Annotated in this window: 17 protein-coding genes; 8 read left to right on the forward strand and 9 right to left on the reverse strand. The window is 35.8% G+C overall.

Annotation, left to right across the window (positions count from 1 at the left end; translation table 11 throughout):
• Positions 1–48: 48 nt before the first annotated feature.
• The 7 genes from ACFELV_RS05370 to yidC form a co-directional block, all read right to left on the reverse strand.
• Positions 49–2,049, reverse strand: a complete 2,001-nt coding sequence (locus ACFELV_RS05370; protein WP_375327077.1) for a type IV secretion system protein — start codon at positions 2,047–2,049, stop codon at positions 49–51.
• Entirely contained in the window at positions 2,036–5,077 is a 3,042-nt protein-coding gene (locus ACFELV_RS05375; protein ID WP_375327078.1) for a type IV secretion system protein, read from the reverse strand. Before ACFELV_RS05375 ends, ACFELV_RS05370 begins: the two co-directional genes overlap by 14 nt.
• Before the next feature lie 219 nt (positions 5,078–5,296).
• Entirely contained in the window at positions 5,297–7,717 is a 2,421-nt protein-coding gene (locus tag ACFELV_RS05380; RefSeq protein WP_375327529.1) for a VirB4 family type IV secretion/conjugal transfer ATPase, read from the reverse strand.
• Between the two features lie 206 nt (positions 7,718–7,923).
• Positions 7,924–8,211, reverse strand: a complete 288-nt coding sequence (locus ACFELV_RS05385) for a VirB3 family type IV secretion system protein (protein WP_375327079.1) — start codon at positions 8,209–8,211, stop codon at positions 7,924–7,926.
• The gene (locus ACFELV_RS05390) at positions 8,196–9,125 is read right to left on the reverse strand and encodes an acetylglutamate kinase (RefSeq protein ID WP_375327080.1); all 930 of its coding nucleotides are present in this window, start codon (positions 9,123–9,125) and stop codon (positions 8,196–8,198) included. Before ACFELV_RS05390 ends, ACFELV_RS05385 begins: the two co-directional genes overlap by 16 nt.
• Positions 9,079–9,687, reverse strand: coding sequence for a ribosome biogenesis GTP-binding protein YihA/YsxC (yihA, locus tag ACFELV_RS05395; RefSeq protein ID WP_375327081.1), 609 nt, complete (start codon positions 9,685–9,687; stop codon positions 9,079–9,081). Before yihA ends, ACFELV_RS05390 begins: the two co-directional genes overlap by 47 nt.
• The gene (gene yidC / locus ACFELV_RS05400; protein ID WP_375327082.1) at positions 9,677–11,374 is read right to left on the reverse strand and encodes a membrane protein insertase YidC; all 1,698 of its coding nucleotides are present in this window, start codon (positions 11,372–11,374) and stop codon (positions 9,677–9,679) included. The genes yihA and yidC overlap by 11 nt, the downstream gene beginning before the upstream one ends.
• A 261-nt stretch (positions 11,375–11,635) precedes the next feature.
• Here yidC and clpB point away from each other — a divergent pair, with 261 nt between their 5' ends.
• The 4 genes from clpB to ACFELV_RS05420 all read left to right on the forward strand — a co-directional run bounded on the left by clpB (position 11,636) and on the right by ACFELV_RS05420 (position 17,133).
• Positions 11,636–14,209, forward strand: coding sequence for an ATP-dependent chaperone ClpB (clpB, locus tag ACFELV_RS05405; RefSeq protein WP_375327083.1), 2,574 nt, complete (start codon positions 11,636–11,638; stop codon positions 14,207–14,209).
• A 16-nt stretch (positions 14,210–14,225) separates the two neighbouring features.
• Positions 14,226–15,218: a mitochondrial fission ELM1 family protein gene (locus tag ACFELV_RS05410; protein ID WP_375327084.1), complete on the forward strand. Its 993-nt coding sequence runs from the start codon at positions 14,226–14,228 to the stop codon at positions 15,216–15,218.
• 54 nt (positions 15,219–15,272) lie between these two features.
• A complete protein-coding gene (locus ACFELV_RS05415) occupies positions 15,273–16,094 on the forward strand; it encodes a TatD family hydrolase (protein WP_375327530.1) in 822 nt (273 codons plus the stop codon).
• Positions 16,095–16,311: 217 nt separating this feature from the next.
• The gene (locus ACFELV_RS05420) at positions 16,312–17,133 is read left to right on the forward strand and encodes a hypothetical protein (RefSeq protein ID WP_375327085.1); all 822 of its coding nucleotides are present in this window, start codon (positions 16,312–16,314) and stop codon (positions 17,131–17,133) included.
• Positions 17,134–17,235: 102 nt separating this feature from the next.
• Here the strand turns inward: ACFELV_RS05420 and ACFELV_RS05425 are convergent, their stop codons facing one another.
• Positions 17,236–18,063 carry a hypothetical protein gene (locus ACFELV_RS05425; RefSeq protein ID WP_375327086.1) on the reverse strand — a complete coding sequence of 276 codons (828 nt, stop codon included), beginning with the start codon at positions 18,061–18,063 and terminating at the stop codon, positions 17,236–17,238.
• 215 nt (positions 18,064–18,278) lie between these two features.
• Positions 18,279–19,739, reverse strand: a complete 1,461-nt coding sequence (locus ACFELV_RS05430) for a hypothetical protein (RefSeq protein ID WP_375327087.1) — start codon at positions 19,737–19,739, stop codon at positions 18,279–18,281.
• A gap of 422 nt (positions 19,740–20,161) precedes the next feature.
• Here ACFELV_RS05430 and ACFELV_RS05435 point away from each other — a divergent pair, with 422 nt between their 5' ends.
• The 4 genes from ACFELV_RS05435 to ACFELV_RS05450 all read left to right on the forward strand — a co-directional run bounded on the left by ACFELV_RS05435 (position 20,162) and on the right by ACFELV_RS05450 (position 26,022).
• The gene (locus ACFELV_RS05435) at positions 20,162–21,241 is read left to right on the forward strand and encodes a hypothetical protein (protein ID WP_375327088.1); all 1,080 of its coding nucleotides are present in this window, start codon (positions 20,162–20,164) and stop codon (positions 21,239–21,241) included.
• A 629-nt stretch (positions 21,242–21,870) separates the two neighbouring features.
• Complete coding sequence (locus ACFELV_RS05440) at positions 21,871–22,437, forward strand: hypothetical protein (protein WP_375327089.1); 567 nt, start codon at positions 21,871–21,873, stop codon at positions 22,435–22,437.
• 365 nt (positions 22,438–22,802) lie between these two features.
• Positions 22,803–24,074: an HlyC/CorC family transporter gene (locus ACFELV_RS05445; protein WP_375327090.1), complete on the forward strand. Its 1,272-nt coding sequence runs from the start codon at positions 22,803–22,805 to the stop codon at positions 24,072–24,074.
• Positions 24,067–26,022: a heme lyase CcmF/NrfE family subunit gene (locus tag ACFELV_RS05450; RefSeq protein ID WP_375327531.1), complete on the forward strand. Its 1,956-nt coding sequence runs from the start codon at positions 24,067–24,069 to the stop codon at positions 26,020–26,022. Before ACFELV_RS05445 ends, ACFELV_RS05450 begins: the two co-directional genes overlap by 8 nt.
• Positions 26,023–26,025 lie beyond the last annotated feature (3 nt).

Below are 26,025 nucleotides of genomic sequence, written 5' to 3' on the forward strand. Positions count from 1 at the left end.
TGTGTTACATGCCAATTTGGAGGATCATTTGAGTATGCCACCTTAAGCTCATGACTTGCCAGAACTACTTTGGTCCTTGGGTGCATTACCACCTGAGGAACCTGTAGATTTCGCTCCTCCTTGCCGTGGTGCTGAGCTCGGCATTTTCCCTGATGATGCTTCTGCTGCCGCTTTAGCGTATGCTATTCCTTGTTTGACCATGTCTACTACCTTAGTAGGTTGTGCTACTACCGCGTCCATGTTTGGGCCACCAGTAACCTCCGACGCAAATTGTCCAATTGATTGCGAAAAGTAATAAAAAATTACTGAAAAGACTAATACATACAGCAAGCTTACTATTAAGGATAGTTCATCTTTCGCTATCTGTTTAATTTCAAATAATAGGAAATAATGTTTCTCCCAGCCATATCCTGAATAATATTTTAATAGCTTATAGCCAGCGCTATCCTTACATCGTTGCTCATCAAATTCAGGCAATCTAATTTCAAAAGTACTAAATCCAGTAGGATTACTATCAGTATAATCATACCTTACAAATTGACAATTATCATATATAGCTGAATCATACATCGTAACTAGTAAGGCAATAAATCCTGCAATTACCGCCGGTTGTAAAGCACAGGACATACAGATTTTTAGCCAGGCATCAAAATATGCCTTAGTTCTGGTGAATAATGCCATAGGAATAAATATAGGAGAAATATAAGTCATTACATAAATAGTAATTAAACATACTAAATAATTTGTTAAAAAATATAGCACTATTGAGGTAAATATTACACAAAAGGCTATACCTGATGCTACTAATATAATATTACCGGCCATAAAAAAACCAAACATTATTGGGAAAAACCTAAATGTACCAGGAGTATTCAATGATTTTACTGCCTTATCACCACCAGGAGAAGCAAAATTTATAGGGGCACCTGATATGGGGCCAGCAGCAGTAGGACTCGGGAGATCTTTAAGGAAAGAGGCAGTATTGTAGAGCGCTTCTAAACCAAGATAATAGCCTATCCGACAGTCAATTGCATCCCAAAGCCCATAATGACTATAACCAGGTTGATATTTGTTAATATTAAATTCACATAATCCTTTAGAGCCACTAGCATTAAAAATAATCTGCGCAAATTGGGGGGCGATTTTGGTAAGTAAAGGCAAGCCATATTCGAGCATGCCATTTGCCTGTGTTTCTTTGCCCTGCGCAAAATATATTGGTCCTATTCCTACTGCAAAATAACTCACTAATACTAATTTGATAATAAAAGTAGCGATCTTATCAAGGTTCCCGTATTCTTTGGTTAAAATCATGTTAATAGCAAAAAACATTACATACAATATTAATGCCATCCTCACTACGGTTTTTAAGGATTCTTGAAAATTTGCAAAAGGATTCAGAGACATCAAATTCATCTCTTTATTATTACATTTATTATACTGAAAAAATACTTTATCCAATGTATCTTTTACGCATTCCACCGCTACTCCAGAAAAATTAAATAATGATTGACTTTTACTAGGGCCGCTATAGCAGCTCTTCGCTATCGACTTACATTGGTCATCTACCGGGGGAGGGGGAGGGGAGATGGAGGTAGGTTTACACGCTACTTGCTGTTCTCCTCGAGAGGTGGGCATAGTTAAGCACATTTTGCCCGTTAGGATTTTGATTGTCAAAGGAATATTTTGTAACAAATAATTACCTCCAAGTTGCGGGTCATCACTTAGCACTCCAAGGGTTTTCGTCTCTCCTGCATTCAGAGTTACGGGTTTACACGATATGCTAAGATCTTTTTGCCCTGGAATCTTTTGTGATTGCTTGATACAGAATTTAAACTTTGGATCTGTATGATCACAGCCGTCACTAATCTGTCTCATATCAATATTATATATGATATGACCATAAGCAGTACCTTTCTTTAAATAATCATCTGTCCCAGATAAAGATATAGGGGTAGTTGGGCATGAATCCCCATAGTCGGCAAGACCCTCTACAGCACATAATATAAGATAAAGCGGAATCAAAAATTTTATGACTTTATGAGTTTTCATTGTTGCCATCTTTTTTGCTGTTAGTGTTCTCCCTTTTTAGCCGAGCTTTTTGTGCATCACGTGCTTCTTTCTTGGTTTGCGCCTCTTTCACTTTTCTGACTATTTCTTCTATTGTCCCCGAGGTTTGTTGCGATATTTCCGCCTGTATCTTGTCGGGAGTTGGACTTTGTCCAGGCTCTTCCTTCTTGGCTTGTTCTTCTTTTTGGATTTGCTCTTCTTTCCGGGCTTGTTCTTCTTTCTCTTTCCGGATTTGTTCTTCTTTTTCTTTCCGAGCTTGCTCTTCTTTCTCTTTCCGGACCCGCTCTTCTTCCTTGATCTGCTCTTCTGTTTTGGCTGGCTCTTCTTTCCCGGCTGACGCTTCTTTTCTAGCTTGTTCTTTTTCTTGAGGGCTAGCTAGTTGATCTTTAGGCAAAGAGCTTAGCATAGACTTAATGCTGCTTCTAACTCCTCCACCACCTGTCTCAGTCGGGCTGACACTACTGCGATCGTCTGGCTTCCCGCCTGTAGGTTTAGCAGCACTAGCGGCAGAATCTCGTGGCCCACTGCCACCGCTGCTTGCCTGCGTATCTTTAGGGCCTTGCCTGCCACCTGCTACTTGATCGCCTGGCATCATGCCTTTAGCCGCGGCGGCGGCTGCCATACCAGCTTTAAAAATTGCTTGTGGATTGATAGTTACATTATTCAGTGCCACCCCTTCTGTCATATCTGCTGCAAAATTAGCCAATTGAGCACTGAAGTGATACATTAGGTAAAGAGTAAAACATGCCGTAATCAAAGCTAAAACTATATCTTTAATTTTTTCAAAAATTATTTTAGGAGCGTTAAAAAACATTCCAGGATCCATCTGAATGCCTTTTAAAAATGAAAACTTATTCATATATTGCTCGGTACTAATAGTCCCAGGCTTCTCTTTGACCATTTCCTTAACAGTCTTCCTGTCTTGCATCCCTTGCTCAACCGTACTTTTGCCCAAATCAAGAATAGTCGTCAATGGATTATTCAGGATATAGCCTAAACTATTTTTACAACTTTTTATTTCATCATCGTGATACTTACTCCAATCATTATCAATAAAAAATATTTTTACTTTTCTTGGAGAACTACTACCTGTTAATGCATCTTCTATACTATTTTCTATAATTTTATTTGTATATTTACAATGGCCGTAAAAACCAAAATCATAAACTGAAAACATGACAATCATAAAAGTTGTGACCACCATAGGTTGCAGTAAAAATGATATTAGTAATTTTACCCACGCTTCAAAATAACTACGCGTATAATTAAACAAAAACATAGGCACAAAAATAGGCGCTAGAATTCCCAGTATTACTATACTGATCATGCACATAACTGTTGCATTAATCATAAATGCTCCTACTGAGATTACTAATAAAGGATAAGCTAGAGCAAGAGAGATAAGCGTCATATTGCCAGAGATAATTGCCGGGATCAATAAATATACATATGGTGGAGCTGGGAAACTAAACGGGTCAAATCCGTGAGCTGAACTCTCTACTAATAAAGTTGACAACATATCCAACCCTAAATAGTGGCTTACTCGGCAATCCAAAGCATCCCATAAAGGCATATAAGCCAGCTTTGCATCATAGATAAGATCTGGACCGTTAAATTGACATAGCTTGGAGGGGGAAGCATTCATCACCCATCCCGCTAATGTATCTATTCCTCCTAATAACAACGGAAAAGCCCATTGGATCATGCCATCTAACCTACCGTAATCGTTATTGCTACCCGCGGGATTGATATTTATCCCTACTGAGAAATAGGTTACAAATAGCATTTTTAGTATAAAATTAATTATATCTTTTTTAGGAGGGATATCCCCGGAAATTATTAGTTTAAAGCCAAAGAACATTACATATATTGTTAATAAGGCAGTAACTGTTCTATACATTTTACGTTGAAATTGGAAAAACATACTAGAGTCTCTTGTGCTCGAATTAACGATATTATTAACATCGTCAAAGGTACATACTTCCCTACTTAATAATAGCCTAGCGGTCATTTCCTTGAAACATTCTATTAATGGGGCTGTAATGACTATAGCGGTCTTAGAATTATTATACGCTCTTTGATAACAACTAGAAGACGTTAACCCACACTCAACTATTGCCATTGGATCTTTCGGATCTTTCCTGTCGCCTTTAGGAGTACTGCCACCAGGGTTTAAAAAACTTTGATAAATAGAGTTAGGATCGGGTTCACTAATGTACTTACAGCCGACTGGTAGATCATCCCAAGTTATTCCCTTAACTGTAATACACATAGTATCTTTAAAGTGCCGCCCTTTAAGCCAAACAACAGGGAGCCCAGGGGGTATATCTACCATAAAGAATGTTTCCCCATCTTTTATATCCCGGATATCGTGATATTCTATCTTTGAATCACGCCAGGTATGCAAAATATCCTCCCATGGCTCAGTATTGGTTACTGCGGCTTTGATTAGTGCTAAAACAGATTTGGCGATTGCCCTACCATTAAAGTCTAGTAACCTCTTATTATTACATATAGCAAATGTCAATGTAGGGTTATTATCATTAAATGGAATTTTATTATTCCTAGCACATTGACCGCCCGGAAAATCATTCTGCCACTTGCCATCAGGTCGTTGTGTCTCGCCGCCTTTCCACTTCGGATTAGTACTGTCAAATAATTCAGGATCATTAATTTTAAGACGCAGCATAGTATCGAGATACAGACCTGGAGATAGTATATTAGCAACAGCAAGCGTCAACAATGGCACTTGAATACAAGTATGAGAAAATTCTGTACGTACTAACATCTTGCCCAGACCTTGCGTCTGGCAATTTAAACGTTGAAGAGTGTCTACTAGGGTCTTGATAGCAGTATCTTTAGGGCCTTGATCCTCTGTTGGGTTTGCTGCCGGAGTATTATCAGCGTAAATATTATAAGTAGGGATTATATTTAATATACTACATAAAATTAACAACTTAATAAATCCCCTGATAGGACAAAATAAAAGTTTTACTGATGTTTGAATCATTTTTAATTGCTTATATGAAATAGCTGCTTGGCAAAAGATAACATTTATCCTAACTTTAATAATAGTAACAAACTGTAGCAATATATTTCTTACATAAATCATTATTTTAGGCTTACTTTTATAAACAAACAGTATAATAAACTTAATATAAGATAATAATTACTTATCCTTAATGCTTATATTGAATTTTGCTTTTTGACATCTTCTATCGTTTTAATGTTAATCAAGTGCTTTAACCTCCTCATAAAATACGGGTAACCATCTTTCAGGATCATCTCCATAACGCTCTCTAATTCGGTCTAATAACAATATGGTGTCAACTCTGCCAGAAAGAACATTGACAATATTGTTCATCCCATCTAAACTTATTTTAGCTACTACCGCATCTACTCCTTGCTTGATTAAGAAGTAACGCGTTGTTGGGTCGGTAGTTTTGATCAATAAATATTCTCGCTGGCTTAACATGAAAGCGGATCGGTAAAGCTCAGTAGCTTTTAGATTGGGTAAAAATATTTGCGTAGCAGTTTGTTGAATGAGTGTATCGCTAATTCTACTTTTAGCTGCATCCTCAACACTTTGTGTAGCAAAGATTACAAAAGTATTCAGCTTACGTAGTACTTTTAACCAATCTTTAATTTTAGGACCAAATATTGGATTATCGATTAGAGCCCAAGCTTCGTCAAGTACTATCATAGTTTTTTGGCCATCTAACGAAATGTTAATTCGGTGAAAAATATATAATAGTACAGGCGCCAAGCTGATCGGATCTTTTAATAAATCGGTCATATCGAAACCAAATACCCTAGCTTTCATTAAATCAATATTATCTTCATCATTATCAAATACTCGCGCATGTGAACCTTTCCCAATCCACATAGCAATTCTTCCTACTAAACTACCAGGTCCATCTATCCCTAAAAATGCCACAACATTTTTTAATTTTCTATCTTTTGGCGCTAACATAAAATTGCCACTTACTGCTTGGGATAAAATCTTATTATCTTCTGCGGTGACTGCTTCTCCATTAGAGGATACCAAGACTTTAAGCCATTCTAATATAAATGTTCTATTGTCTCCTGTATCCTGAAGTTGTAATGGATTAAGGCCACAATTGACTCCTGGGTCAATTTGGGTATAGACGCCGCCTATAGCTCTAATAAATATCTCAGCTCCGCGGTCTTTATCAAAGAAAAACATTCTAGGTTTGAATTTTTGTGCTTGGGCACATAAAAAATTCATCAACACTGTTTTACCAGCACCAGTAGGTCCTATTATTAAGGTATGCCCTACATCTCTAACATGAAAATTGAAATAAAAAGGAGTACCAGAGGTAGTATCAAGGACAGTAACGTATTCCCCCCAATGATTGTTAAATATTTTTCCTAGGGGATAATTATGCATAGAAGCAAAGCTAGCCATATTTAAGGTATTGATAGTAGCATCTCTAACTATATAGCTCATATTGCCTGGCAGTTGTCCCCAATAGCTTGGCTCCATATTCATCTTTTCACGCACTGGCTGAATCCCAACATTTGAAAGCTCAACTGAAGCCATGGAGAGGGTATCTTCTAGAGATTTTAAATTGTTATCACAACATAAAAGAGAGAAATGATGATTACCAAAACCAATATCACCACTAGTAGCCATGTCTAATGCTTGCGATATTTCAGCAATTTGTGATACAGCTTTATCCTCTGCTTGAATCATTCGATTTTGTTGTAACTGCATACCATGAATTGCCACCGATCTATTAGCAAAAATAAAGCTTTGAGTCATTATAAACTCAAAGGGCATTTGTAAAAAACCGTCAAAAATGCCTACGGAGGTATGAGGTGTATATTCTAGAATACTAATAATACCAGCATATCTTCTACCTGCTGGTCCCCTAGCTTCTATAGATCGATTGCCAAAAAACAATCTATGAGTGGGTAAATATTGATCAATTGCATTTCGTGAAACAGCCATTGGCATGGTCGACCCACAATTTACTAATGATCCTAAAAACTCTAGTATCTCACAATAATAACCGCTTCTAGATTTTTGGATACTCAGTAACCTTGCCCCGTAGCTGTGAAAAGTATTAATGATTCTTGAAGTCATTTCTTGGAGGTTTTCATACATTTCCCGCATATCATTTTCCCAAGCTGACTTATCTGACTTTTGCCTTAGTAACTTAAGAAAATATTCTACAGCCGCAGCTCCCGCTTTATCAGGCCGGTAAAGTATACTAATATATAATTCATTGAAAAATGATCGAGAGCCGGCAGTATGCTTCTTACGCCATTCTGTGGTTAAATAAGATATGAAGTCATTAGGTACTTTGATAGTAGGATCGATAGTATATTCTTGACCTTCAAAAAATACTGGCTTACGTCTTCTAATAGTGTGAAAATACAACACTATGTTGCCCGAAGTCATATTTTTAAGCAATGAATTTCTAATATTTTTTTTAATATCTAAATCTTCATCGTCTGCTGTTTCAAAGGAAAACCCACCTATTTTTATTACCTGTAATAATTCATTATTTTTAGTTAAAATAGTATTACTATTCCAATGACATTTATATGGAATAAAATGAGAAGTAGATTTTTCTTTTCTTGCTTTTGCTTCTTTAGCCGTTTTTGTGAGTAATAATTTTATCATTCATTCCTATTTGATAGAATATCTATATTTAATCAATTAGCCTTTAATACTAAAGGGCCTAGAGGAAACAGCCTTTTAGTACCACAGCATATAATATAGGAGGATCAAAACTTCTGGTCAGATGCATCAATTCGTAATACAAAGCCAAGTTTAACAAAAAAGATATTTCTAAAATAGACCAATAAATCTTGTGTAGTTGGCTCCTAGATACCGTAGGAATTGGCGCCATAAAAGGACTTATTAGGACATTGACTACATTTAGAAGATTTATTTAAAAATATCTCCACAAATCTAGGTTCTTTAAAGCATATTATATACCCAATTAGATGAATTACAAAGGCAACAAATAAATTCATTATACTATTGCTCTGAATAAATAGGGTCATTGCAATGATCAAATTAAGAGCAAAAAACTTTATACTTACTCCAAATATCATTGCTGGTCTTGTTAAACCTACAAATAAGGGGTCAGATGTTAATCTTCCTGCCATAACTCATTCTCTTTATTGATAAACATACTTAATAACATAGAGTCGGGAAAGGTGGCATTCACAAAATGTACACAATGAGTATTGCTTTGGATTGCATTTAGAGCTGCTTCAATTAAAGAAATTTTTTTAGGCTCAGTAGCCAGGTTAAGCATATCTTTAAGTGTATTAATATCACGCACCTTAAAACCTTGCATTTCAGCAAATTCCGATTCTTCATAAAATAATATCAACTGATCTGCATCTAAGGAAGAAGAAATTAATGAAACCGTTAAATTTACATCTAATAAGTGAGTATTACCATTTTCATCACTTGCTACTGGTGAAATTACAGGAATAATATTATTATCCTCAAAATTTATTAGAATTTCAGGATTTACTATGATTGGCTCACTGATAAAGCCAATATCTATAATATCCTGATTAGTAGCCCGCCGATGGGATAGTTTTGATTTTTTTGCTTGAATAAGGTTCGTATCTTTACAAGAAATACCAATAGCATAGCACCCTACGCTACACAGCTTTGAAACTATACGTTTATTAATATACCCTGATAAGACCATCTCTATAATTTGAGAGCTTTTATAGTCAGCGACTTTAATACTATTTATCACTTTTTCGTCAAAACCGAATAATTTTAACGTATCATTCACCAAATTAGTATGATCATGTACTATAAAGATTTTTACTCCACAACTATCAAGCAAATGTATTATTTCTGCAAAACTAGTTAACAATTCATCATTTTCAATAATTAGTGAAGGTAGCTTAACTACTAGGAGCTGGTCTTTAATTTCACTACTATTTCTTATGATTTCTTTAATTAGAGTTATATTTTTGGTGTAAGAAAAATCTTTATCTTTTTTGTCTTTATAATTTGATGCATTTTGCCAAACTAAATTGCAGTTCTTTTGCACCTTCCTTACTCCTACTACTTGTATAGATTACATTACATGAGCAGTCCAAAGTTGCAAGAAAATTCTGTATATTAAAAGCTAGGTTTTCTCTATTTGTTACCTTATCTGTTTTAGTAAAAACAATTTGAAAATCTCTCTTATAGGAAATTAACAATTTAATAATATCCATATCATGTTGTTTAATTCCCCTGCGCGCATCAATTAATAAATTTACTATTTTGAGATTTAAACTATGTTTTAGGTAATAAGATATTAAGTCTTGCCAGTGTTGTTTTATACTTACTGGTACTTCAGCAAAACCATAGCCAGGTAGGTCTACCAAAACCATTTTATTAGGAAATAAAAAAAAATTTATTTGTCTGGTGCGTCCTGGCGTGCGAGATACTTTAGCGAGGCTAGAGTTATTACATATACTATTAATTAAACTAGACTTGCCAACATTTGATTTACCAATAAAGGCCATTTCAGGCAAATAGCTCTTTGGAAACTGCTTTATTGTGGCGGCGCCAGTAATAAATTTTGCTTCTTGACGAAAAAGTTTCGTAACTTTATCAAGTGACATTTTTTTCTAATTTATTAATGTAGTATTGCTGGATTATAGATAAAATATTGTTCCAAGACCAATAAATTAACAATCCTGCTGGAAAACTGCCGAACATAATGAGAAAGATTAAAGGCATAAATTTCATTACTTGCGCTTGGATAGGATCGGCAGGTTCAGGACTCATTTTTTGTTGCAAAAACATAGTGATGGCCATAATAATAGGCCAGATACCAATCATCAAAAAACTCGGAGGATTAAACGGTAACAGTCCAAATAAATTAAAAATTGATGTAGGATCTGCGGCAGATAAATCTTTTATCCACCCAAAAAATGGCGCATGTCGCATTTCAATAGTGACATATAATACCTTATAAATAGAAAAGAATACTGGAATTTGAATGATTAATGGGAGACAGCCAGCAATAGGATTGACTTTCTCTTTTTTATATAACGCCATAATTTCTTGATTAAGCCGCATTTTGTCATCAGCATATAAGGCTCGAATGCGTTCTATTTCAGGTTGTAGGTTTTTCATTTTTTTCATAGAACGATATGATTTACTTGCTAAAGTAAACATTAAAAGTTTAATAATAACGGTAACAATTAATATGCTAATACCAAAATTACCGACATAATTATAGAAAAAGTTTAGTGTATTAAAAACCGGTTTAGTGATTATATAAAACCAACCAAAATCAATAGCACGGTCAAATAATTTAATATTATATTGTTTTTCATAGTAATCTAATAAATCAACTTTCTTAGCACCGGCAAATAATTTTTGAGACACAGTAAATTCCACGCCCGCTTCTATCTCCTTAATAGGAGATAGAAAATCAGTTTGATATCTTGGGACGCCATTTTTTATTGCATAATTAAAATTAGAGCTATAAGTGCTAGCTTTATCGGGTATTATAGCAGCCAGCCAATATTTATCCGTTATACCAATCCACTCAAGTTGACCTTGCGGAAATTTCATGGTCTTCTTATCCTTAATATCATCAAAAGAACATTCTTTAAGTCGGCCATCAACCGAACTTATGGGGCCCTGATGTAGAATATTGACTGCCTTTTCCTTAGCATTGTACTCTCTATTGATCAAGCCATAATATTGAACTGTTATAGAATTTTTGCTATTATTGACTATAGTTTGGTCTATCGTAAATAGATAATTATTATCCATACGTATCGTCACTAGAAACTTAATACCTGCTTGATTAATCCAGGAAAGCTTGAGAGGTTTTGTAGGGGTTATTTCATCGCTATTTGCTTCCCACAATGTTTCACTACTTGGCAAATCTAGAGTTGAGTTATTACTAAACCAACCTATTTCAGCAAAATATGCGTCTTGCGAAGTAGAAGGAGCAAACAATATGACGTTCTTACTATCTGCCGATAAATCTTGCTTATAATTTAGTAAAATTAGATCATCAAACCTTAATCCTTTTAAGGAAATAGAGCCAGAAAGTACCTTAGAATTTATCTTAACGCGTGGTGATATAATAGGAATTTGTGCTTTTTGAGTATCTAGAGATAAGTTTTTATTTTGCACTATTGCTTGTTGTTTTAACTGTTCTTGTTGGTATAGCTGAGTCTGTTGTGCAATTTTTTTTAATCTTGGTTTATCATAAAAATATTGCCAGCTAACAATAATGCCAAGAGATAACAGCACAGCCGCTACTAGATTGAATATGTTATGATTCATTTGTGATAAAATAATTATGTTCTTTTGTTTGACATGTTGGTATTAGTGGAAGGATCACGACGCATTGATATAGAAAATTCCAAAATTATGAATATATGAGATTATATTGATTAAATTGCAGCAGTCAACACATGCCTTAACCTTAAGCAAACCAATTATTAAATAAAGCACTCTCTTCTAACCTTCGGCTCTTGTATTATTAATTACTCTTATTATATAATCATTAATTAGTTTTTAGTTCAAAGCTTATGAGGTTATAAAATGAATATAGAGAAATTTACCACTCATGCCAAATCTGTGATTTCTAATGCTCAAAATCTAGCGGCCAAAAACGATCATCAACAAATATTACCTCTACATGTCGTTGCGGCTTTATTACAAGAGGAAAGCGGCGTTATTAACAACCTGATCAATATTTTAGGGATTAGCCGAGATAATCTCGATAGAGTGATTACCGCTGAACTTACTAAAATTCCTAAAGTGCAAGTTCAAGGAGGTGGTCAATTATATTTATCTTCCGAAACAATAAAGTTATTTGATAAGGCTCGAGAGCTTGCCAAAAAACATAATGATAATTTTATAACTGTTGAAAGAATTTTTGAAGCTTTAGCATATGATAAGACGGTAGCCGGGACAATTCTAACCGATAGTGGTGTCACGGATAAAAAAATCAATGCTGCTATTGTTGCGTTAAGAAAAGGTAAAAAGGCAGATAGTGAATCTTCAGAAGGAAGTTATAATGCTTTAAAAAAATATGGCAGAGATGTAACTGAATTAGCAGAATTGGGCAAATTAGACCCCATAATTGGTCGAGATGAAGAAATTAGGAGAACTATCCAGGTTTTATCAAGAAGAATGAAAAATAATCCAGTGTTGATAGGAGAGCCAGGAGTTGGCAAAACCGCCATAATCGAAGGTTTAGCTCAAAGGATATTTTCCCAGGATATTCCGGAAACTCTTGCCAATTGCCGAATTATCGAACTTGATATGGGCGCTTTAATTGCTGGAGCTAAATATCGCGGCGAGTTTGAAGAAAGGCTTAAAGCAGTACTTGCCGAGATTAAAAATTCCAGCGGTGAAATTATTTTATTTATCGATGAGTTACATTTGTTAGTAGGAACCGGCAAAACAGAAGGAGCAATGGATGCGTCAAATTTACTTAAACCAATGCTTGCACGAGGAGAATTGCATTGTATTGGTGCTACTACTTTAGATGAATATCGTAAATATATTGAAAAAGATGCGGCATTGGCAAGACGATTTCAAGCAGTGTATGTTAGTGAACCAACGGTAGAGGATACTATCTCTATCTTACGAGGTATTAAAGATAAATATGAATTGCATCATGGTGTCAGAATTTCTGACAGTGCTATTATTGCTGCTAGCACTTTATCTAATCGATATATTACTGATCGTTATTTACCAGATAAAGCTATTGATTTAATTGATGAAGCGTGTAGTAGGTTAAAAATCGAATTATCCAGCAAGCCAGAAGAATTAGATGAACTAGATCGCCGGATAATTCAAATAAAAATTGAATTAGCAGCTCTCAAAAAGGAAAGTGATGATATGTCCCGCAAGAAAATCATTACTTTAACCGAAGAACTACAAAATCTTGAAACTTTGTCTTATGACTTAACTATTAGTTGGCAAGCAGAGAAAGACAAGCTGCAAATTGAACAAAAACTAAAAGAAGAATTGGAAAAAGCTAAGCTAGAATTAGAAAGAGCAGAAAGAGCTAGCGATCTGGCGCGGGCTAGTGAGCTAAAATATGGTGTTATTCCTGATCTCACTAACAAGTTACAACAAGCAATGGCTATTGAACATTCCACAAGCTGTAAGGAAATTGTCTCTGAAAATGATATAGCAATAATTATTTCTAAGATGACGGGTATTCCAATTGAGACAATGCTATCTAGTGAACGCGAAAAATTGCTTAACATGGAATCAAAAATTCGTGAAACGGTAATAGGGCAAGACGAGGCTATACAAAGCGTTAGTGATGCGGTACGCCGTTCCCGTGCTGGCTTGCAAGATGTTAATAGACCTTTAGGGTCATTTTTATTCCTTGGTCCTACAGGAGTAGGGAAGACTGAGCTTACTAAAGCACTAGCACATTTTTTATTCGATGATCGCAATGCTTTGCTACGAATTGACATGTCTGAATATATGGAGAAACATTCTATATCTCGTTTGATTGGTGCTCCTCCGGGATATGTGGGTTACGAACAAGGAGGCGTATTAACCGAAGCAGTAAGGAGACGGCCTTATCAAGTCATTTTATTTGATGAGGTAGAAAAAGCTCATTCTGATATTTTTAATATAATGCTACAGATTCTTGATGAAGGACATTTAACTGACAGTCAGGGGGTTACTGTCGATTTTAAGAATACTATTATTGTGCTTACTTCTAATATTGGAGCTGAGATACTGATTAACCAGCAAGTAGGAGATGACCAGCATAAGATTAAAGAGCAAATCATGGAATATGTACGAGCGGTATTTAAGCCAGAATTTTTAAATAGGCTTGATGAGATCATTATGTTTCATAAACTAACGCACGCTAATATCCATGATATTGTTAAAATCCAGCTTAATAATTTACAATCTATTTTAGCTCAGCAAAATATTAACTTACAATTTAATGAATCTGCAATAAATTACCTAGCGGATAAAGGATACGATCCTATGTTTGGAGCACGGCCTTTAAAAAGAGTAATCCAGCGAGAATTACAAAATAATTTTGCTAAATTGATTCTTGCTGGTAACATTCAGAGCAACGATATAGTGAATATAGCCAAAGACAATGAAGGTTTAACAATTAACAAAGCTTAAGTAAATATTAATAGACATGTCGTATAATGAACCCCTAAAGGACCTCGTGGTATGGATCTTGGCTGATAGTCGAGTGGGTAACTTAAACCAAGCTATCGCGCTAGCGCAGCAATTAGGATTGAACTACGAGTTGAAACCGGTTGAGTATAATTTCTGGGTTAAGTTACCAAATTTCTTACTAGCTTTGCTGCCCATTCATGTTACCTCAAACTTTCCTGGCGTCAAGGAAGTAAGTAAATTACCTGATGTAATAATCTCTTCAGGCAGAAGAACGGCAAGCTTAGCAAGTTATTTAAGACGTAAATCTGGTAATAAAATAAAGATAATTCAAATCATGCATCCTAATCTACCATTTAAGCAATTTGAGTTAGTGATTTTACCAGATCATGATAAAGTAAGTAGATATGAGCTAAATACCATTAGAATTACTGGGGCTCTTAATAATGTTCAAGCTAAGCTTGCAATTGCTGGTAGAGAGCTGCGTCAAAATTATCCACAGCTTGGGGAGTTTATCTCAGTAATTATAGGAGGCAACAGTAAAAATTATAATTTTACTATTGAAAATGCTATAGAATTTGCCGAAATATTATCTCACATTGCCACAAATCAGCATCGTCGCCTTTTTATCAGTTTCAGCAGACGTACGCCTCTGGCTGCTAAACAAATTATTACCAAAAATTTGCTTCCTGGTGCTATTATCTATGACCCTACGATCACAAGCAGTGTACCAAATCCATATATGGGAATGCTGGCAGAGGCAGATTATATTATTGCTACTGCTGATTCAATTTCTATGTGTAGTGAGGCTGCTTCTACGGGTAAGCCACTTTATATATTATGTCCTAAAAACTTTAGATCCCCAAAGCATTTATCTTTCCTAGAACAGCTGCTGAAATTAGGAATAGCTAGAATATTAAATAAATCTACAGCTAATCTTGCACCTTATCAATATGTTCCTCTTAATGAAGTAGAGAGAATTTCTAATATAGTAATATCGAAAATTAGGTAAATTATGATCAAGACAGTTAACCAGCAACTTCAGGACATAGATAGGGAGCAGCTTATATTAGTGGATTCTCATTGTCATCTTAATATGTTGAAAAATAATTTATCCACAATTTTAAGTAATGCTCAAAATAGTGGTGTTAAATATATGCAGACTATTTGTACTACTATAGAAGAATTACCAGACATTATTAGTATAGTTGAAAAATATGGCAATATATTTGCCTCATGTGGGGTGCATCCTAATGAAGTAAAAGAAATTACTCCTTATGACACTATTATCAATTACTCAAATCACCCCAAGATTATTGGTATAGGGGAAACAGGCCTTGATTATTATTATCACACGGTTGATAAAACTAAACAAATTAGTTCGTTGGTAGAACATATTAAAGCAGCAAGCTGTGCCCAGTTACCAATTATAATTCATACTAGAGAGGCGGAAGGAGATAGTGAGGATATTTTAAGTTGCGAGATGAAAAATGCTCCTTTTCCTGGTCTTATTCATTGTTTTACTGCCTCTAAATATTTTGCTAAGAAAATGCTCGACCTTGGTATGTATATATCAATTGCTGGGATTGTGACTTTTAAAAATGCTCAAGATTTGCAAGAGATAGTGCGCTATATTCCCCTAGATCGCTTATTAATCGAGACCGATTCACCTTATTTAGCGCCCAGCCCTATGCGAGGGCAACCAAATGAACCGGCTTTTGTTAAGTATGTGGCAGAGAAAATAGCTGAACTAAAAGGGATTAGCCTGCAAGAAGTGGCTAGCATTACTACTGGCAATTTTGCTTCTTTATTTACTAAAGCTAATCTAATACCAAGTTGCTTTCAAGACAGTAGTAGGAGTATGAGTGGTGAGGCGCGCGGAACCTAGTAGATCTAGGTGAGCACGACGAATCCCGAAATATGACGACCTAATGTGAAGAAAGCAATTTGGTATAATCGCCTATTATACTACATTTAAGTTGCCTACCTACATAAGTTAGATATTACGCTGCATTATTCAATTAAATATTGTACTTTCTTAAAAATGTCTATAGCATTAACTTCCTAACTAATGGTTAATTTATTAATAACTAACGAGACATAATATGATATTTTCTAACATTTGGCCAAAAGGCATATTAAATATAACTTGTAATATAAAGCCAAATATTACCGACATAATCTCGAAAATAGATAATCATTCCTGTAATATTGAGGGCTGGCATTTTAACTTAAATTATTGGATTGCAAATTGTAATTTTTCATCTCAAGACTTTAAACTGATACTAAATAATATATATCAACATTTAGTAGTTAAGTGTAGAGATACGATAGTAGCATGGGCTCAGTTCAAGCCATTCTGTGCTTATCTTGACTTTAGTAACGAAGCACAAAAAGTAGCGCCAGAACAGATTAAGGATGCGGCAAAATTTCTTTGTAATGTGATGAGTAATTTTAGTGATACAGGTGGTAAATTGTTGAGTGTAATAATAAACTTAAGCGATAATGCCACTTATACTCATGAAGCAATAGAATTACTCAAAGATTCACCCGCTATAATAATACATGAAATACATGAAGGCTATGAGGATTTTCATGGTTTATATACTAATAATGCATTAGTCAGGAATCACAGCTGTATGATGCAAGAAGGAGAAAGTAGGCTACCATATCATGAGCCCTCCAACTTACCTCTCCAAATGCTAGTAGCAATAGCAGGGGTAGCATCATGCCTTACTATGGCAGGGTTGTTAGGGAAAGTAGTGGCACGTATGTTCGCTAGTAAGCCTAAAACAACCCCAGCCGCCTTTGACAATAATATCAGCTTAACAGAATTAACTGATATTAATGAGCTGGAGCCAGAAAATTGTGCTGCAGTAGCGGTGATAGGGGGAGATAACGCATCTTTAATCAGCAGCTCCTTATAAGGTACGGCTTACAGCTGACAGTTCGGTATAAAATCAATATTTTATACCGAACTTGAGGGCTAGTAGGAATGAGTGTGGGGCTAATTATAATGCAGTTTCAATCTATTGTGTTATGGGGGACTCTTCTCCTACTAACGGTGTGGGATCCTCAGGGAGAGTTTGGGTATTAGCTACTGTTGTAGGGAGGTAGGATGATTGTTCTAGTTCTGAAGATGGATCAATTGCCTGACTGGCAGTGTGGTTATGCTTTAATAGGTGTTGTAGTGCATTTAGCTCTGTAATAAGTAGTGAGATTGTAGATCTATCTCCCGTTCCATTGGTTTTAGTTGGAGGTGGCGAGATAGCCTCGTTGAAAGCAGTATCCGTGCTAAAAGCAGCGGCATAGGGGTTTGCTTTTATTGTAGCCTCCTGTGAGAGAGTAGAGTGTTCTTCTAGTTCTATTGTATCGGATAATGGACCGCCGTGGTCGTCTCTCCATTTCACTTTAGGCGTGTTCTCGTTAGCTTTAGTTTGAAGGTGAGTAGGTTTAGGGGGGAGTGCGGGTGCTGGCATTGGCTGTTCGCGTGAGAGTTTATCAGGTGAAACATCACTTGCTTCTGCAGGGGAAAGTTGAGCTGGCTTAGGCGGCGTCTTGGAAAATGAGGCTTTGAGGTTGGGCTGTTTGACGTAGTTGGTTAGTTGGTTTATTACTGTTTGCTGTCGTGTCCTGAACTCAGGATCTCCAGTATGCTGAGAATTAAGTTTTGGTAGTAAAGGCTGTATTTCCGGTCCTTCTGTTATACTCTGGTTTGAAAGTTTCTCGTTGGGCTCTGGTAATTCTGCGTAGTTATCTTGCCACTTTGCTGCACTCCCCACCTTGCTGGTGGAAGTCTCAGTTTTGTTCTGCTCTGTGAAGCGGGTCTTTAGCGGCTGCTTCGGCGGCTTAAGCATTATTATAGCGTATTCAACGTTGTCGGTGGGTTGATTAGAATGGGCATTATTCGTCCCAGCTTCGTCTAGTAACGGCTGGTGCTCTGGTGGTAATTCACGCTCTCTTGGCTGCTCCATGACTGTGGAAGAATCAGTTGCTAATAAGGTAGGGTAGTCTAGGCGCTCTGCTGCTTCGTTGTCGTTATTGGCATGACGCTTCCCCGCTTTCGACACATTTATTTGTGTTTATGATAGCAATATATGCTTAGGCCAATGCCGCCAAGTAAAGTAACTCCTGTCAAGGTTGCTGCTATTATACCTGCCCACGCACCAGCACTCAACTGATTATTACTATCGTTTTCTCTGATGTCTTGTACGTTAGGTTGGATTGTCTCATTAAACATTTCTCTTATTACTTCGACGGTCTGTTTGGCAATAATTACTAGTTTATGTCTTACAGATTCTTCATGCAATCGTATATCGCTCTCTGTCGCAGTTCCTACTGGAAATGCACGAGCTGTTTCATTCACCCAATCATTTTCTAGCAGGGGAGACTGTGTGGATGTTAGAAGGGGTTGCTTGCTATTGTTCCTCCACAAACCTATAATAGCAGTTGCAGCAGTTTGCAGCACGCTGCCAGCACCTAGGGCTCCCTGTATGATAGGAGTATTTAGTGAGTTAGGATTAGGGTCTAGGAGATCGTTTCTCATGGGTTGAAAGTGAGATGGAGTCGGGTTATTCCTTTGTTCAGAAGCGGAAGATCCGGTCAAATGTAAACCCGGGATTGACTCTCCTCCATCAGTCGACCCATCTGCACTAAAATGGTGGGAACTTTTCGTAAAATCAGTCTTTGGATAGGGAAAGCGCTTTGTATCGCTATGTTTTTCTGTCATCTTTGTAGTATGTTCATGAGGAGTACTACTAGTACTAGGCTCTGTAGAGGTTAATTGTTTAGTAACCTCATGGGGTGAGCTGGAAGTGCTAGTAGAAGTAGTAGCACTCTCCTGTGTCGTTGATACATTGGTAATATTAGGCAAAGTAGGGCTAGGACTACTTGAATCATTGGATGAGCTTGCAGCAGTAGTAGGCGGGTCAGTAAACCATTTATGTGAAACAGTTGTACTTTTTGCAGGAGGTGTCAGAATGTTAAGCCCTAAATCATTAAAATCGATAAGCTCGGGGGTGAAGTTTATCTTACCGTAATTTGGTGCTTCTGGATGAATAGGCTTTGTTTCTGTATCTGTAACAGTAGTAGTAGCGGAAATTGTTTGCTTGGGTTCCGGAATACCTGAGTCCACTACAAATTTCCCCCCAACATTTTTAACCCTGTACCCCCATCCCTCAAGGCAGAGCTTGTTAGAATGCTGGTTTTGTATGGTTATTTTTATGTTTTTGTTAATGTTCTCTTGTACTGCTGCACAAAATGTTTCGACAGGGCTACCCTGATAAGCTTCTTCCCAAAAGTCTTCCCTTGCTGACCACCCATTCTGTGGGTCGACTTCGGAGAATTTGCGTAAAGTATCCTTTATAAATCCTGAACTAGCTGCGTTCTTTCCTGATGTTTGGTTACATCCTGCTTGCACTGCCCGTGAAATGTTTTGCAAAGACTTGATATCCTTTTCTGCTTGGTTCACATTACCGATAGTAATCTTTACTACTGCCGGTAGATCATCTGTTATCCTATTGCTTTGTCCCATCTGAATTCTCCAATTTTTAATTAATAATTCCTTTCTGTTAAAAAAGCTATATCTGAGGGCGTGTTTTGCCCTTACAGCGTTACAGCCCTTGTTAGTTGAATAGCGATTAAAATATTGACAAATATTAAAATATTAATACTTTTTAACCGAGTGTAATGTATAGAGAGAAATACAGAGAAATCAAGTATTTTTTCTAATGGCTGATGAGTTATAAACATTTTTTAAATCAGTTGATTTATTTTTATTAATAATCTATATAACTATAGCGAGTTAAAATAACTTAATATTTTAACTATATATTTAATAATTTTAATCAATACTGCTAATATCGGTGAGATTTTCTTAATGAAGAGAAGTACAAAGGAAAAGTGTATATTGTTATTAGCAACAAATTAACACATTAATTAACAAAGAGAAAATATATGATAAATACGTTCGTTTCGTGGGGAACAAAATTAATGCAGTGGTTAACAGCAAAAAATCTAATGGACGCTATAGGATACGCTATAACCCAAATAATGCTACCAATTGAAAAAGTTGGCAATATATATAAGTATAACTTTGATACTCATTTAGAATCTGCCACAGACTATCAAGGAGATGACAAACTAGAAACACAAGTGACAACACCTATACCCCAACAAGTGTGCAAAGTAGTGTGTGAAATAACGTGTCAGGGGGGTAATCAATTATTAGACTACATACACTCCGAGTCTGCCCATATATTCCGTACCCCCCAACAATATGCTATGCCTTCCATGCCTTATGCAAATTTCGATGATCTATCCGCAGATAATTCAATAGGGAATTATCTGGAATGGCTACATAACGCTAGTGTAGTAGTAGTAATGGTTCAGGGTGTATTTTATGTTAGTAATTATCTCTGTCAGACATATAATAGTAGGGGAGCAGAGAATAACAACAATGCTGTTGCATTACCAACTCCTGATGTGGGTCACGAGAGGGCAGCGCAGAGCGGTCATATGATACAATACCAAGACGAGGGAATAGCAAATACTAGCCCTCCTGTATGGCTCCTACACGAATCAACTAATCTTTATCTAGTGCAGATACCACTAACCATAAGTATATCTGAAGAGGATAGAACAAAATTGTTTGTTTCAAACAGCGTTAGCTCTCACTCTGTCTCTCAAAGTCTACTAGCTATTACAGAGAGAGGAGAGGAGATAACTGAATCACTTTCTACAAATACTGTTACAAATAGCGTTAGCTCTAAACCTCCAATGCTAGCTATTAAAGCTAGAGAGGCAAATGTAAGCGACGAAAAGGTTTTAGAGGGGTTTTGGGAACTACCGCCTGAACAGTGCCAATCTATTCACTCCGAACAAAGCCTCGCTAATGCATTAGATGACTATATTGTCGTGTCATGTTCAAGTGACTTATCAGAGGCGACTACTACCTGCTTTTATGAGATAGTTAGTTCAGAGATGGGAGGGGGGCAATCATCAGGCGCACCAGAAGGCTGGGATATAATAGATTAGATGGCATATATCATTAAGGTGGTAGAATATATACTCTAGGAACTTCAAGAATTGAGCTCTATCGTGTCTCTACAGTTCGAAGGTGCTCATGTATACGTCTGTCACACTACTGGACAAAAATAGAAGATGGTTGAAAAAGTACAAAAATTGTTATCTGCTAAAGCTCGTTTTTAGCAATTATTATCTCAAAAATAACATTTTGTACTTAAAATAATATGTTTTTTTAACCATTTTCTATTTTTGTCCAGTAGTGTGATACGTCTGTACGCGCAGGTAGCGGGCACTCGTACTCCTAGTGCTAATTTAGTTTTGGGCAATGGTATAATTCAGCTTTTTTACTATTACTCTATTACCACTTTAATGGTTTAACCGTGTGGAGTACGCAAGCACTAAAAAATAAAAGTTAACCATTATAATCCACTATATTAATTTTTTTTTATAAATCAGTTGACCTTTTCAATTATCCTATTATATTAAGCCTGGTTAAAATATTAATTAATAATTAATATTTTAACTTATAGTTAAGCAATGAAAACCATATTTTCATCTCATTAATACAAATGATAGTGAAGAAATGGTTTTTGTTAGCGGAAAGTTAATACATTAATTAACAAAAAAATAGGTAGAATATGGTAAATCATATTAATTGTGGTCAAAATGCTTTGTTGAGGCAAGAGCGGTGTTTCCATTCTAGTTTTTCAGGGTCTCAACATGCTAACGAAACCCACGAGCATCTACATAATTCTATTTCCAATCAAGTAGATAGTAGCAATAACAGTGAAAGTGAGAAAACGGAATCTTATAGTAATGGCCAAGGCTTAGATGAAGCCTATATTCAAGATAATGATGTAGAAGGAGCTAAAATAATCCAAAGCTCATCTCCATTAAGCTCAGCCACACTATTGTTTGGATCTCCTGTCAGTACACAGGGAAGTAAGTCGGAAAGAGAAGTCATGATTTCCCAGAGCAAAAAAATAATAGACGAGATAACAGCCAAAGTATTAGATATAATATACACTAATATCAGCAAGCTAGTCCACAAATTCCCTACAGCGGATCAAATCTCTCAAATGAGTGAGGATTTACTAAACACCTCTCTCTATACTACAGAACCCCACTCAATAAGTATAGAGAGTACCAATTACGAGAGTGTAAATACAGATCTAGTAGGGGAAGAGGGTAACTCGGAGGGGTAACGGAATAGAATAAGCATTTTACTTTCTACACCCTACTAACTCCTGATTTAAAATATAATTATTGATAAAAACATACACATTTAGGGGTATTGTACATCGGCACATTAGCTTCTCAAAGTTTGGTATCATACCTATACAGAGACTAGAGAACAAATGCCTACCAAAGTTTGGGATTAAACACCTAATCCCAAACTTGTCATCTCATCAATGCGTCTAATACCCAGCTAGGTAGCCGCCACAAATTCAATATAAAAAGCAGCTCTAACATAATCAAAAAATATACTATCATTTCCAAAAAAAAATAGTAGAGAAATTTGGTAGTCGCCCATATAATCATTATATAAAACAATTAGATCAAAGGATAAATGGCGATTTTTTTAATAATCATTGTCACTATAATGATAGGATGGTCTGCTATTCTGTCTGCTACCGAAACAGCCATTACTGCATCTTCTCCTGGCAAAATACAAAAACTTAAGCTAAAAAATACTAAACATTCTATAGGAACCCTAGAAGTACTAAAAAATAAGGAAAAAGTAATAGGTACTTTATTAATAGTCAATACTCTTAGTAATACTATTTGTACGACAATTTCTACCAGTATGTTTATAGGGTGGCTGGGCGATAGTGGAACCGTAGTTGCCACCGCAGTTATGGCATTCGTGATCATAGTTTTTGGGGAAGTGATTCCCAAAGCTATCGCTGTAGCAAAAGCCGAACAATTAGCCCTACTTGCTTCCCCCTTTATCCTATATACGCTGAAAATCTTTAAACCAATTAATTCGGCTTTTACTACTATAATTAAAATATTCTGTTTTATTTTTCGTATTAATTTACAACAAAAGATCTCGGGAGCTGAAGAAGTAAGAGGAGTAATCGAGCATTATCATCAGGAAGGAAATGTATATAAAGCTGATCGGGATATGTTAGGGGGCATATTAGATATTCGGCAAATGACTGTCTCCGAAATTATGATTCATAGAAGTAATATAGTGGCGATTAATATAGACTTACCTAAAGATGAAATAGTTAAGCGAGCCCTATCTTGCCCTCATACGAGGATACCTGTATGGCAAGATAGTCAAGATAATATAATTGGTTTATTACATACTCGTGATCTTTTTAGAGTGCTGTATGAACATAATAATGATACTAGCAAAATAAATATTACTAACTTAATAAATATGCCATGGTTTATTCCTGATAACGCTTTAGTAACACATCAGCTTAATGCTTTCAGAGAAAGGAAGAATCATTTTGCTTGCGTCGTGGATGAATATGGAGATTTACAAGGTATTATCACTTTAGAAGATATTCTAGAAGAAATCGTTGGGCCAATTATTGATGAACATGATTATCCTATTAATACCATTGTCAAATTATCAGAAACAGAGTTTATTATTGATGGCTCTGCTACTATACGAGATGTTAATAGAGAATTAAATTGGAATATATCTGATGACAATGCTACTACTATCGCTGGTTTAATCATTCATACCCTTAAGCGTATCCCGAATCAAGGCGAGTCGCTTAAAATATTGAATTTGGATATTGTAGTGAGTAAAAAAGTAGGGAATAGAATTAATAGTGTTAAGGTAAATGTGATGCCTATTATAGAAGCGGCAAATGATCAGTAATATTGGCCATTTCTTCCAAATAGCGGCAATAATATTTAATATCCTAGCTGTTATTACGGCGTTATCGCGAGTTTACTGCCAAAAACAATTCTTGAAAGTGCAGCAGTATACCAAACTAACTATTACTTTTTTTTATGGTAGTGTTTTATCTAGCCTATTGGGTTTTTCAGCATTAGTCTACGGATTTATTATCTCTGATTTTTCTATTCAAAATGTTTTTCTCAATTCTAGTACTTTAAAGCCTTTAATATTTAAAATTGCTGCCAGTTGGGCAAGCCATGAAGGCTCTATCCTATTATGGTTATGTCTGTTACAAATTATTAGTTTGATCTATATCTGCTTGCTCAACTATTATTTAAGTAAAACAAATTTAAACCTGCAATGTCGCAGTAAGAGAATACCGGAGGAAGCTTCTTGCTGGGTGCGGGGGAATGAAAGTAATATATCCATAATTATTCTTGCATTAATTCAGATAATGTTTGGCAGTTTTATTTATTTTACCTCCAATCCATTTACCAGCCTATCTTTTCATCCTGCCCAAGGTCTAGGTTTAAACCCGATGCTTCAGGATGTGGCACTACTTATCCATCCTCCTATATTATATTTAGGGTATGTGAGTTATATCGCCCCTTTTACCTCGGCGTGCATGATTTTATTGCTTGGGAACCCTACTATCACCCATTTACAGATAATTAAAATATTTGCAAATTTAGGGATATTATTTTTGACTTTAGGGATTGCTTTAGGATCATGGTGGGCTTACCGTGAATTAGGATGGGGAGGTTTTTGGTTTTTTGATCCGGTAGAAAATATTTCTCTACTACCTTGGTTATCAGGAATTGTGTTATATCATTCAGTTAATTTGACAATGCAGACTGGACGAATGGCAAATTGGACTATCTGCTTAGCAATACTCACCTTTCTCATTGCAATATTTAGCACTTTTTTGGTACGTTCCGGTTTAATTAACTCGATCCATTCTTTTGCATTATCGCAAGAGCGAGCAATATATATGCTAGCTATTTTTACTATTATTGCTGTATCAAGCTTAATATTACTTATCATGAAAAATAAGAAAGATTCTTTTATGCCTTCCCTCCTACTAACCCCAGTTTCAGAAAAATTTATGGTAGTAGGAGGTAGCTGTTTTTTAATAGCTCTTATTGTTTTATTATATGCTACTATTTATCCAGTCGCTTATTCTATATTATATAATCAATCTATTAGTATAGGGGAAAGCTTTTTTATTAATAATTTTATAATCTTTATCATTCCCACAATTTTACTAGCAGCTGTCTCTTACAACGCTAGAATAAATCGAAAAAGTCTTTTATTATTCGCCAGCTCATTAATCATTACTATCCTGACTTCTTGCAAGATTTCCTATGGTTTGATTTCAATGACTATTACCCTATTATCTCTTTTTTTAATGTTAGAGTCGGTGAGCTCTTACCTAGAAAAAATGATTAATAGGAAGAGAACAGTAAATCTCTCTATGATCTTAGGGCATTTTGGCTTTGGGCTACTTGCTTTGTCGATTACACTGAACTCATTATTACAAAGTGAATTTGATTTTATAGGGAAGGTGGGGGATAAAATAACGACAGAAGATTTTAAAATTACTCTGAAAAGCATCAGATACTCAGCAACCAAAAACTATTATCATCAAATTGTAGAATTCTGGCTGCAAGATAAAAACAATAATCTGACTATATTAACTCCTGAAAATAGATTCTATACCATAGAGCAGCAATTATCTCAAGAAAGCAATATATATTCGTATTTGCTTTATGATCTGTATGCAGTATTGAATAAAATTGATGAGGAAACAATTCATGCCAAAATATATTATAAACCTCTAATGAGTTTCATTTGGTTATCAATCATAATCATCGCAGGCGGGTTTTTAATTAGTCTCTTGAATAACCCTAAGGCTAACACAAGCTAGTGC

Source organism: Candidatus Tisiphia endosymbiont of Nemotelus uliginosus (assembly GCF_964264835.1).
Lineage (GTDB): Bacteria > Pseudomonadota > Alphaproteobacteria > Rickettsiales > Rickettsiaceae > Tisiphia.